Source organism: Zoogloea ramigera, from assembly GCF_006539865.1.
Lineage (GTDB): Bacteria > Pseudomonadota > Gammaproteobacteria > Burkholderiales > Rhodocyclaceae > Zoogloea > Zoogloea ramigera.
On the sequence record NZ_BJNV01000101.1, the window covers coordinates 1 to 11,845 of the forward strand.

General features: G+C 68.6%; 9 protein-coding genes and 1 riboswitch. Of the genes, 5 read left to right on the top strand and 4 right to left on the bottom strand.

Annotated elements, in window-relative coordinates; all coding sequences use genetic code 11:
- Positions 1-113 precede the first annotated feature (113 nt).
- From ZRA01_RS18685 to ZRA01_RS18700, 4 genes are all read right to left on the bottom strand, one after another.
- Entirely contained in the window at positions 114-2,897 is a 2,784-nt protein-coding gene (locus ZRA01_RS18685) for an FAD-binding and (Fe-S)-binding domain-containing protein (RefSeq protein WP_141354890.1), read from the bottom strand.
- 151 nt (positions 2,898-3,048) lie between these two features.
- Complete coding sequence (locus tag ZRA01_RS18690) at positions 3,049-4,500, bottom strand: LutB/LldF family L-lactate oxidation iron-sulfur protein (protein WP_141354891.1); 1,452 nt, start codon at positions 4,498-4,500, stop codon at positions 3,049-3,051.
- A complete protein-coding gene (locus ZRA01_RS18695; protein WP_141354892.1) occupies positions 4,497-5,171 on the bottom strand; it encodes a LutC/YkgG family protein in 675 nt (224 codons plus the stop codon). Before ZRA01_RS18695 ends, ZRA01_RS18690 begins: the two co-directional genes overlap by 4 nt.
- Positions 5,168-5,977, bottom strand: coding sequence for a (Fe-S)-binding protein (locus ZRA01_RS18700; protein ID WP_141354893.1), 810 nt, complete (start codon positions 5,975-5,977; stop codon positions 5,168-5,170). Before ZRA01_RS18700 ends, ZRA01_RS18695 begins: the two co-directional genes overlap by 4 nt.
- A gap of 273 nt (positions 5,978-6,250) precedes the next feature.
- On the opposite strand from ZRA01_RS18700, the gene ZRA01_RS18705 reads away from it, so the two are divergent.
- The 5 genes from ZRA01_RS18705 to ZRA01_RS18725 all read left to right on the top strand — a co-directional run bounded on the left by ZRA01_RS18705 (position 6,251) and on the right by ZRA01_RS18725 (position 11,726).
- Positions 6,251-7,048, top strand: coding sequence for a FadR/GntR family transcriptional regulator (locus ZRA01_RS18705; RefSeq protein WP_141354894.1), 798 nt, complete (start codon positions 6,251-6,253; stop codon positions 7,046-7,048).
- An 86-nt stretch (positions 7,049-7,134) separates the two neighbouring features.
- Positions 7,135-7,220, top strand: a riboswitch (cyclic di-GMP riboswitch).
- A 164-nt stretch (positions 7,221-7,384) separates the two neighbouring features.
- Entirely contained in the window at positions 7,385-9,421 is a 2,037-nt protein-coding gene (locus ZRA01_RS18710) for a DUF945 family protein (protein ID WP_170183026.1), read from the top strand.
- A gap of 369 nt (positions 9,422-9,790) precedes the next feature.
- Positions 9,791-11,098, top strand: coding sequence for a tyrosine-type recombinase/integrase (locus ZRA01_RS18715; RefSeq protein ID WP_141354896.1), 1,308 nt, complete (start codon positions 9,791-9,793; stop codon positions 11,096-11,098).
- A gap of 27 nt (positions 11,099-11,125) precedes the next feature.
- Positions 11,126-11,452, top strand: a complete 327-nt coding sequence (locus tag ZRA01_RS18720) for a type II toxin-antitoxin system RelE/ParE family toxin (RefSeq protein WP_141354897.1) — start codon at positions 11,126-11,128, stop codon at positions 11,450-11,452.
- Positions 11,445-11,726: a helix-turn-helix transcriptional regulator gene (locus ZRA01_RS18725; RefSeq protein ID WP_141354898.1), complete on the top strand. Its 282-nt coding sequence runs from the start codon at positions 11,445-11,447 to the stop codon at positions 11,724-11,726. Before ZRA01_RS18720 ends, ZRA01_RS18725 begins: the two co-directional genes overlap by 8 nt.
- Positions 11,727-11,845: the final 119 nt, after the last annotated feature.

An 11,845-nucleotide genomic window follows, 5' to 3' on the forward strand; every position in this document is an offset into this window, starting at 1 on the left:
ACAACACCCTCTTCAGTCGCCCTCCGCGCGCTGATCGCAGACATGCCGTTGACCGGAGTCCGCGGGCGACTGAAGTCGCCCCTACGAGGCGTCCTGGCGTGTCTCCTGCAGGGTCAGCAGGTGGCCAGCCTTGCCGCCTCTTCGCTGCATTCGTCGAGCAGATGCACGATGGAGCGGTAGGGCAGGCCGGTGGCGTGGGTGAGGCCGATCTCGCAGGTCTGGTTGCTGGAGTAGCCGCCGCAGCAGCCGGCCGGCACGTCGGCGTGGAGCTTGCGCAGGGCGTGGGCGTTGAGCTCGGGCACCACGAAGCCGCGGTCGCCGCCGAAGCCGCAGCACTTCACCTCGGCCGGCAGCACCACCTGGTCGGCGCAGGCGCTGGCGAGCTGCTTGAGCTTGGCTTCGAAGCCCATGCGGCGGGCCGAGCAGTTGAGGTGCACCAGCACCGGCTCGGCCTTCTTGTGGAGCATCAGGCGCGGCAGCAGCGCGTCGTGGGCAAACTCGACGAGGTCGTACACCTTGAGGCGCTCGGCGAGGAAGGTCTTCATGCGCAGGCTGCAGGCGCTGGCGTCGAGGATCACCGGGTATTCGCCGTTGTTGCTGGCCTTCATCAGCGCTGCCTCGAGCTCGGCCGACTTGCGGTCGGCGTCCTCGGCGAGGCCCTTGCTGGCGAAGGACTGGCCGCAGCACAGGTTGTTCACGCCCTCCGGCACGATGGGGGCGTAGCCGGCGCGCTCGAGCACCCGGATGACGGTGGCCGACAGGGCGTGCTCGGGCGTGTCGGCGCCGAACATGCGGCCGGCGCAGGTGGGGAAATACACCACCTTGTCGCCACTGCTGCGGGTGATGTCGTAGCGCAGCGCCTGGGGTTTGGGCATGCCTTCCTTCCAGGCGCCGCCGGAGAGCCGCGCCAGCGCCTTGGGGCCGACAATGGCTTCGGCCAAGTGGCCGGCCTTGAGGGCCGTGCGGGCCAGCGCCTGGGTGGCGCCGAAGTGGTTGGCGGCGACGCGGCCGAGGCTGCGTGCCACGCCCGAGAGCTGCTCGCCGCGCACCGCGCGGGTGAGGGCGCCGGTCTCGATGCCCACCGGGCAGGCGGTGGAGCACAGGCCGCAGGTGGCGCAGGTGTCGAGGCCCATGTAGAGGTAGTCCTCGCCGAGCTGGCCGGGGGCTTCACCCGCAGCCTGGCGGCGCGACAGCTCGCGCCAGCCGACGATGCGCTGGCGCGGCGACAGCGTAAGGCCGTGGGACGGGCACTGGGGTTCGCAGAAGCCGCACTCGATGCAGCGGTCCACCGGGGCGTAGAGCTGGCCGGCGGCGGGCATCGGCTTGAGGTGCTTGAGGTGCGCGGCGGGGTCGTCGTTGATGATCACGCCGGGGTTGAGGAGGCCGGCGGGGTCGAAGAGCTGCTTGATCTCCTTCATCAGCCCGTAGGCCTGGCTGCCCCATTCGAGCTCGACGAAGGGGGCCATGTTGCGGCCGGTGCCGTGCTCGGCCTTCAGCGAGGCGTCGTATTTTTCCACCAGCACCGTGCACAGCTCGTCCATGAAGGCGGCGTAGCGGGCGACTTCGGACTCGATGCCGAAGTCCTGGGTGAACACGAAGTGCACGTTGCCCTCCAGCGCGTGGCCGAAGATGATCGCCTCGTGGTAGCCGTGTTTCGCGAACAGCTTTTGCAGGTCGAGGCAGGCGGCGGCGAGCAGGGGCACGGCGACGGCGACGTCCTCGATGATCACCGTGGTGCCGGGCTTGCGCACTGCGCCGACGGCCGGGAAGGTGCCCTTGCGGACGTTCCACAGGCGCTCGATCTCGGCCGGGTTGGTGGTGAAGGCGGGGGCTTCGATGAGGGGGTAGGTGTGCAGTTCTTCCAGCACCGACGCGATGCGGGCCTGCAGCTCGGTGGCGCTGGGCGCGCGGGTTTCGATCAGCAGCGCGGTGACGCCGTCGGGCAGCGTCTTGAGCAGCGGCGGCATGCCGGGCTTGTCGGCGACGCAGCGCAGGGAGGCGCGGTCGAGCAGCTCGACGGCGTCGACGGGCCGCTGCTTGAGGCCGACCACGGCGCGGCAGGCGCTCTCCATGTCGGGGAAGAAGGCCAGCGCGCTGGCCTTGTGGGCGTACTCGGGCACCGTGTGGTAGGTGACCCGCGAGATGAAGCCGAGGGTGCCCTCGGAGCCGATCATCAGGTGGGCCAGGATGTCCACCGGGTCGGTGTAGTCCACCAGGGCGTTGAGGCTGTAGCCGGTGGTGTTCTTGATCTTGTACTTGGCGCGGATGCGGCTGGCCAGCGCGTGGTCGGCGCGCACCCGCGCGGCCAGCCCGCCGAGGCTGTCCAGCAGGCCGCCGTGGCTGGCCTTGAAGGCGGCCACGCTGGCGGCCTCGCCGGTGTCGAGCAGGGTGCCGTCGGCCAGCATCACGCGGATCGCGGCGAGGGTGTTGTAGCTGTTCTGGGCGGTGCCGCAGCACATGCCGGAGCTGTTGTTGGCGGCGATGCCGCCGATCTTGGCGGCGTTGATCGAGGCCGGGTCCGGCCCGATCTTGCGGCCCAGCGGGGCGAGGCGGCGGTTGACCTCGGCGCCGACGATGGCCGGGCCAACCTGCACGGTGGTGCCGCCGGCGCCGATGTGGCAGGTGGCGAGGCCTTCGCCCAGCAGCACCAGCACGCCGTCGGTGACGGCCTGGCCGCACAGGCTGGTGCCGGCGGCGCGGAAGGTGACCGGCCGCCCGTGGTCGCGGGCGATGCGGGTCACGTCGCAGACTTCGGCTTCGTCGTTCACCACCGCCACCACCTCGGGGATGAGGCGGTAGAAGCTGCCGTCGGTGCCGTAGGCGAGGCGGCGCAGTTCGTCGGTGATCACGCATTCGGCGGGCAGCCGTTGGCGCAGGGCGTCGATGAGAGCGGACATGACGAGTACTCCCGTCAGGGATGAGTTTTGAATTTTTTTGGGGGGCATGTAGGGGCGACTTCAGTCGCCCTCCACGCGCCGATCACGGACATGCCGCCAACCGGCGTCCGCGGGCGACTGAAGTCGCCCCTACACCAGGCGGCGGCCGGCGCTATCTTCGGTCTTTGACCATGTCCCTCAGCCTTCGCGGAGCGGGTTTCAGCGGCGTGCGGGCGGCGGTCCAGCCGCTCTGCTGCTTCGGGGTGAGAAACCGGAAGCGGGTCGCCAGCCAGGTGAAGGCCCGGTAGGTGGCCGGGCGGGCGTAGAGCCGCGCCCACAGCTTCCACAGCAGGCTGACCTTGGCGTCGTAGCCGGCGCCCTGGCCGACCATCGCCGGGTTGGCGTGGGGGGCGCTCTGGGCTTCGCCGCGCAGGCGGATCAAGAGCTCGGGGATCGGGATCTTCACCGGGCACACCTCGCCGCAGGCGCCGCACAGGCTGGAGGCGGTGGGCAGCAGGTGGGTCTGCTCGAGGCCCATCATGTGCGGCGAGACGATCTTGCCGATGGGGCCGGGGTAGGTGGTGCCGTAGGCGTGGCCGCCGATGCGGGTGTACACCGGGCAGTGGTTCATGCAGGCGCCGCAGCGGATGCACTGCAGGGTCTTGCGCAGTTGTTCGTCGGCGTAGGCCTGGCTGCGGCCGTTGTCGAGGAGCACCAGGTGCACCTCTTCGGGGCCGTCCCGGTCGCCGCCGCGGCGCGGGCCGGAGATCATGTTGAAGTAGGTCGACACCGCCTGCCCGGTGGCCGAGCGGGTGAGGATGGAGAACAGCGGAGCGACGTGCTCCAGCTTCTCGACCACCTTCTCGATGCCGGTGATGGCGATGTGCACCTTGGGCACCGTGGTGCACATGCGGCCGTTGCCTTCGTTCTCGACGAGGCACAGGGTGCCGGTCTCGGCCACCGCGAAATTGACGCCGGAGAGGCCGATGTCGGCGATCTCGAACTTCTCGCGCAGCACCCGGCGGCCGATCTGGATGAGGGCGTCCACGTTGTCGGTGTAGTCGACGCCGGGGATGTGCTCGGCAAACAGCTTGGCGATCTGCTGCTTGGTCTGGTGGATCGCCGGCATGATGATGTGGGACGGCTTCTCGCCGGCGAGCTGGACGATGTATTCGCCCATGTCGGACTCCAGCGCGCCCACGCCGGCGGCTTCCATGGCGTGGTTGAACTCGATCTCCTCGCTCACCATCGACTTGCCCTTGACGACCAGCTTGGCCTGATGGCGCCGGGCGATGCCGAGCATGATCGCGTTGGCTTCGTCGGGCGTCTCGGCCCAGTGCACATGCACGCCATTGCGGATCAGGTTGGCCTCGAGCTGTTCGAGCAGGTCGGGCAGCTTGCTCAGGCTGTACTGGCGGATGGATTCGGAGAGGCTGCGCAGCGAGTCGAGCTCGCCCTCGTCGGGAAACTGGGCGGCGCGCTTGGCCATCAGGAAGTCCATCGCGCCGCGGAAGCTCTGGCGCAGGTGCGGGTCATTCACCGCGTCGTGCATGCGCGCCCGCAGGGCCTGGGCCGACACGAAGGCGATGGGCTGGCCGGTGGTGTTGGGGGCCTGGGTGCTCATGCCGCGTCTCCTTCGGCGTTGATGACGATCACGACGAGCTCCTTCGGGCCGTGGGCGCCGTAGGCCAGGGTCTGCTGGATGTCGGCGGTCTTGGACGGGCCGGAGATCAGCAGCGCGTTGGTGGGCAGGCCGGCGGCCCAGTTCTCGCTCACCAGGGCGTCGTAGAAGGTGGGGTGGATGGTGGCGGCGTCGAGCAGCGCGAAGTGGATTGGCGGCACCAGTGACAGGGTGCGCGGCTCTTCGGCGGACGACCACAAGATCAGGCTGCCGGTTTCGGCGATGGCGCCGCGGGCCTGGGTGAAGCCGGCGTCCACCCGGTGGAACAGGTCGGCCTTGATGTCTTCCACCTGGCCGGCCCACGGGCGCAGCGTGGTGGCGCCGCAGCCGGCGCCGGTCAGGCGCTGGCCAGCCGGAGTGTTGGCGCCGTACATCAGGGTGCCTACCTGCTTGTCGGCGCACAGCCGGGCGAGCAGGGCCGGCCAGTCGGCTTCGCGGCTCACATGCACTTCGGCGTGGAAGCCTTCGATGCCGGTGCGGAAGCGGGCCAGGCGGGCGGCTTTGGCTTCGCCGCGGGCGCGGGGCGTGTAGTGGGCTGCGAGGTCGGGCAGGGCATCGGCCTGGGCCGGCTGGTTGCCGCGCAGCCGGGCGAGGATGCGGTCGCGGGCGCTCATGCCTGTTTTCCTCCGGTGCGGCGCAGCAGGAAGGTGGCCAGGTGCTCGCCCGGCAGCGAAGGCTTGCTGCGCCCGGCGTCCTGGTCTTCGCGCGCGGCGCGCTGGGTGATGTTGAGCATGCAGCCGCAGTCGGCGGTGACCAACTGGCTGGCACCGGTGGCCTTCAGCGCGGCCACCTTGTCGCTGACCATCGCAGTGGAGACGTCGGGGTGCTTCAGCGAGAAGGTGCCGCCGAAGCCGCAGCATTCGGATTCGTGGTCGTGGTGGGCGAGGGTCACGTTGCCGAGGCGGGCCAGCAGCTCGCGGCCGACCAGGTGGGTGCCCATCTCGCGGCGCGCCGAGCACGAGGTGTGCAGCGTGACGGTGGTGGCCGGGCCTTCGTCCTTGCGGCTGAAGCCGACCACGTGCAGCAGGAACTCGGCGAACTCGAAGGTGCGGGCGGCAATCGCCGCGGCCCTGGCCTTGAGGGCCGGGTCGTTGCCGACCACCTTCTCCCAGTGCCAGCGGATCATGCCGCCGCAGGAACCCGACGGCACCACGATGGGGTAGTCGCCGGGGAACAGGCCGAGCTGGGATTCGACCACCTGGCGCGCTTCGTCGGGGAAGCCGCTGGTGAAGGCGGGCTGGCCGCAGCAGGTCTGGTTGTCGGGGAAGATCACCCGGATGCCTTCGCGCTCGAGGAGGGCGATGGCATCCATGCCCGCTTCGGGCACAAAGGTGTCCACCAGGCAGGTTCCATAAAAGTACACCGCCTCGGGGCGGGGCGGATAGGTGCGCGCGGGCGTACCCGGGGCGTGGCTGCTCATGTCTCCTCCAGTCCTGCCGGCAGTCGATCGGGGTGTCCGTCGCTGCGGCTGTCGGCGATCCGGTTATGGGTTCCGGTAAATTGGTAGGACCAATTGATCGGATGGGACAAAAATCTACGCGCAGGCAAACCAAAAGTCAATCTTATGAGTCAATCAACGCGTTGATTCAATGGCGTTCTACGGGTAAACCGGTAGTTTCGAGGGCGGGCCGGCTTGTGGCCGTGGGTGGGGTGAAAGTAGAATTTTGGTCAGACCAATTAAGGATTCACTGCCATGGCCAGCGGCAAGCTTGCAGTCCAGCGACTCTCCGACACCATCGCCCACGAACTCGAACGGCGTATCCTCGATGGCGCCCTCAAGCCCGGCGACCGCCTGCAGCCGGAGCGCGAGCTCGCCACCGAGCTGGGCGTGTCGCGCCCGTCGCTGCGCGAGGCGATCCAGAAGCTGGTCTCCAAGGGCCTGCTGCACAGCCGCCAGGGCGGCGGCACCTACGTCACCGACCGCCTCGACGCCGGCTTCATCGACCCGTGGCAGGACATGCTCCGCCAGCACCCCAACATCCAGGCCGATCTGCTCGAATTTCGCGGGATGCTGGAGTGCGAGGCCGCCGCGCTGGCCGCCCGGCGCGCCACCGACGCCGACCTGCAGCGCATCGGCGAGGCCTACGCCCGGGTCGAGGCGCTGTTTGCCGAGGGAACCTCGCCGGAGGTGCTCGAGCAGCAGGTCAAGGCCGACCTGGCCTTCCACCAGACCATCGCCGAAGCCGCCCACAACGTGATGTTCGGCCACCTTACAGCCAGCCTGTTCCGGGTCATCAACGACCACATCGACCGCAACCTGCGCCACCTGCGCGGCCACGCGAGCAACTGGCTCGAGCTGCGCGACCAGCACCAGGCGATCTGGGAAGGCATCCGCCGCCGCGACCCGGCGGCCGCCCAGGCGGCGGTGCGCCGGCATATCGACTTCGTGCACGAAAGCATGGAGGCCCGCGCCCTGCATGAAGCCCGGGAGAGCCGGGCCAAGGTGGCCCAGCGCCTCACGCGGGGGCCGGAGGTGAAGGTGGAGGGCTGAACCCGCCCCGCCGTGGTCTGGCCGGGCAGGTGCTCCGGCGTGAAAAATATCAGGGTTTGATAAATCACCCGGTGTAAAATCAGGTCAAGAGAAAAAGGCAAACGGGGTGAGAGCCCCGGACGCAAAGCTTCGGGTCCTAACCTGTTTCAGGAAGGACGGCCGGGTTGCCTCAGTGCCGGTGCGTTCGCGCCCGCGTTTGATCCTCCTCGCTCCTTCCCTGTTGCATCCCTCCCGTTGCGTCGCCCTGCGGCTGTGCGGTGGCGTTGCGTCGTGTCTTTCTCTCGTGGCTTGAGGCCCGTTCCACCATCCACGCTCCGCATGCGGAGGGAGATCGACATGACCAGCAACAAAAAGAAAGCCCTCGCCGCGGGTGGCGTCGGCATCGTCCTGGCCGGCTGGCTGGGCGCCAGCATCCACGCGGGCAGCGTCGCCGAGCGCGAGCTGCGCGCCTTCGCCGCCCGCCCGTCGTCAGAAACCGGCGTGCGGGTGCGCAACCTGCAGCACAGCGGCGGCCTGTTTGCGTCGAAGGGCTCCTTCGGCCTCGAGATCGTCGACCAGTGCGGCGACGGCCCGCCCGCGGCGCTGGAGCTGGAGTATTCCCTGGCCCACCTGATCCTGCCGACCTCGCCGATCCGCGTGGAATGGAGCGCGCGGCCGAGTGGCGAGATCGCCGCCGCGCTGGCGGAGGTGTTCGGCCCCAGCCTCAAGCTCGAGGGCAAGGGCGACGTGTCCTTCGGCGGCGAGTTCCGCTCGGCGATGGCCCTGCCGGAGCTGGCGGTGGATGCCGACGGCAGCAAGCTCACCATCGCCCCGTCGAGCGGCCGGCTGGCCTTCGGCAAGACCGCCCTGGCGGTGAGCTGGGGCATCGAGCGCGTGCTCGCCCGCGGCAACGGCGAGGCCTTCGAACTGGGCCGGGTCGCCCTCGATCTCGACCTCAAGAACCGCTACCTGGGCACCGGCACCACCTCCCTGTCGATCGACAAGATCGCCACCAGCCACGGCTCGGCCGAGGGCTTCCGCCACGCCACCGAGGTGGTGGAGGAGGGCGACCGACTCCACACCAGGGTCACCGAGAACCTGCGTGCCGCAGCCTTTGGCGGCGAGACGGTGAAAGACCTCAGCCTCGAGCTGGCGATCCGCGACGTGGACAAGCAGAGCGTCGAGACCCTCAGCCGTCTGGCGGGCGACACTTGCGGTTTTCAGAACATGACCGTCGACGAGGATCAGTCCTTCCGCAAGGCCCTGCGCACGCTGCTGGTGCAGGGCTTCTCCGTCGGCGTTCCGAAGCTCGCCGGCACGGTCGGCAATGGCAGCCTCGAAGGCCGCCTGACGCTCGAGGCCCGCAAGGCCGCCTCGCCGAAGGGGCCGATCGCGCTGGCCAGCATGTTCCGCTCGACCGGCGAACTGATCGTTCGCGGCCAGGCCCCCGCCGCCGACAAGAAACAGCAGGCGCTGGCGCTGGGCTTTACCCAGGAGAAGGATGGCAGCCTGAAGGGCAGCTTCGAGTACGTGGACGGCATCCTGCGCACCAACGGGCGGGTCTTCGACGGGAGCATGGTGCTGGCCGGGCTGACCAACGCCGATCAGGCCATCAACGCCTTCCTGGACGGCTCGCGGCTGGCCCGCCACGCGCCGGCCCCCGTGCCCCAGCCGCCCCAGGCCTTGCTGGAAGAGGACGAGGCGCCCGAGGAGGCTGTCGCCCAGGTGGCCGTAGCCGTGCCGCCAGTGACACCGGCGCCGGCCGCTCCAGCCGCCCCCGCGGCCGCAGCCCCGGCGCCCGCGGCCAGCACGCCGGACTGCGACAGCACCCGCCAGTGCCTGGGCCACGCCCTGGGCGCCGCCGCGCGGGAGGACGCCGGGGGCGTATTTGCCGTCGCGGCCCGCATCGATGAGCTGGGCAAGCCGGCGCTCGGCAACCGGGCCATCGCCCGCAAGCTCAACACCGAGGGCCTGGAGGCGCTGAAGGCCGACGATCCGGCCCGGGCCGCGGAGCTCTTCCGCAAGGGCCTCGCCGAGAACCCCCGCGACGTCGAGATCGCCGGCAACCTGGGTTTTGCGCTGGTGAAAGCCGGCAAGGCCGAGGAGGCCGTCGGCGTGCTCACCGCCGCGCTGGCCCTCGACCCGCGCCGCAGCTCCACCTGGACACCGCTGGCCGAGGCCCTCGCCCTGGCCGGCCGCAAGGACGAAAGCCAGGCGGCCCTGTGGGTGGCCTACCAGTGGTCCGGCAACCGGGAAAAATCGCTGGCCTTCTATTCGGACCGCGCAGAAAAGGAAAAGGCCGTTCGCCCGGCCATCTCCGAGCTCTACGCCAGCGTTCTCGGCTGGGTCACCGACGGCCGCCGCCCGCGCCTGGCGAGCCTGATGGCAGGCTGAGGCGGCGAGTAAGGTAAACCAGCGCCGGCCCTGAACCGGCCGGCGCTGGTTGATCGCGGTTTGCCCACCCCGGGCGCAGCCCTGGCTTCACCGGGCTCAAACGCAAAAAAACCAACCCTTGCGGATTGGCTTTTTTGCTTTGAATCTGTTGGTGGTGATGGGCGGAGTCGAACCGCCGACCTATGGGTTATGAATCCAAAGGTAAATAGGTTTATCGGTGTTGAAGTGGATGGGCGAAAACGGGTAAGTCTGTTGAAATTAATAGGTTTTTGTTGGATTGCTGTTGATTCGTGTTGAAGTGAATTGCTATGATTTGGCTACACCGTGGCTACACGGACCGCCCATGTAGCCAAATCAGGAGCCGATGCCATGCAACGCGAACGACTGACCCCCGACCGAATCCGCCGCTTCGCCTGCCCGGCTGATGCGAAGCAATCCTTTCTGTGGGACACCGACGCGCCGCGGCTCGCCGTGCGTGCGACAGCCGGCGCCAAGTCCTTCATCTTCGAGGCCAAGCTGAACCGGCAGACGATCCGGGTCACCATCGGCGACGTGAAGGCGTGGAACCTTGACGACGCCCGCGCCGAAGCCCGCCGACTGCAAACCCAGGTTGACCAGGGCACCGACCCGCGCCAGGAGAAGGCAGAGCGAATCGCCGCCACCGAGGCCAAGCGGGAAGAGGCCCGCCGAGTCGAGGCGCCGGCCCTCGAAGCTTGGGCTGCCTATATCGAGGCCCGCAAAGCGAAGTGGAGCGCGCCGCACCTGGCCGACCATGAGAACGTCAGCAAGGAAGGGGGCGAGCTGCGCACCCGAGGCCGCAGGAAGGGCGAGAGTGACAAGACCCTTCCCGGTGCGCTCCGCCCCCTGTTGGCGCTGCCCCTCGCCCAGATCGACGCCGACCGGGTGCGGGCGTGGCTGGATGCGGAAGCGCCGACCAGGCCGACCCACGCCCGGCTCGCCTTCGGCCTGTTGCGCGCCTTCTTGAACTGGTGCGGCGACCGTCCCGAATACCGGGCGCAAGTCCATGCAGACGCCTGCGCCGCCCGCCTGGCGAAGGAGTCGCTACCGAAGAAGGCCGCCAAGGATGATTGTCTGCAGCGCGAGCAGCTGCCCGCGTGGTTCGAGCAGGTGCGCCGGATTCACAATCCCGTCATCGCCTCCTATCTGCAAACGGCTCTCCTGACCGGAGCGCGCCGGGAGGAGGTGGCCGGCATCCGCTGGGAGGACGTGGATTTTCAGTGGAAGTCCATCACCATCAAGGACAAGGTCGATGGGGAGCGCACCATCCCGCTGACGCCCTACGTCGCCGCGCTGCTGGCCTCTCTGCCGCGCCGGAATGAATGGGTGTTCTCGAGCCCCACCGCGGAGACCGGCAGGCTTCAGGAACCCCGCATCGCCCACAACAAGGCCCTTGCCGCGGCCGGGCTGCCGGCGCTTTCCCTGCATGGCCTGCGCCGTTCCTTCGGCACCCTGGCGGAGTGGGTCGAATGCCCCGCCGGTATCAGCGCCCAGATCATGGGGCACAAACCGAGCGCCACCGCCGAGAAGCACTATCGGCGCCGGCCCCTGGATCTCCTGCGCCAGTGGCACACCCAGATTGAAGGCTGGATCTTGCAACAGGCCGGCATCGAGCAGCCGGGCGAGGGACAGTCACCAGGGCTGCGCGTGGTAGGCTAACGGAACATAGCAAAAATGAGATAGTCTATGCACTGGACCGTAACCGTTACCCCCGAGGCAGAGGCCGAGCTGCTGGCGATGCCTGCGGACATACAAACCCGCTTCCTGCACGTCGCGGAGCTGTTGGAGGCATTCGGCCCGCACAGGGTTGGAATGCCTCATGTGCGCCCTCTGGAAGGGAAGCTGTGGGAAATGCGCATGACGGGCCGCGACGGGATTGCCCGCGCCGTCTATGTGGCCCGCACCGGGCAGCGTTTGACGGTCCTGCACGTCTTCACCAAGAAGACCCAGAAGACCCCGCGCAAGGCCATAGAAACCGCCCATGCGCGACTGAGGAGCCTAGACGATGACTGACCTTGCCACCCTGAAAGCCCGCATCCTGGCGAACCCGGAAGCTCGCGCCGAATATGAAGCGCAGGCCCCGGAATTTGACCTTGCCCGAGAGCTGATTGCTGCCCGCGACCGTGCCGGACTGACTCAATCCGAACTTGCCGAGCGGATGCACACCACGCAATCGACCATTGCCCGCCTGGAGAGCGGTCGCAGCTTACCGAGTATGCGCACCCTCGCCCGATTTGCCGAGGCAACCGGAAGCCGCGCCGTGGTGCGCCTGGAGCGCGCCGCCTGACCGAGTGCCGCCCCTCGCCCTGCGCTACCTGGCACAATTTCAGCATACGACCGGGGCAGGGCTACGTGAGCCGGCCTCACAACACAAATCAACACCTTGCAATGAAATAGAACCCTAGC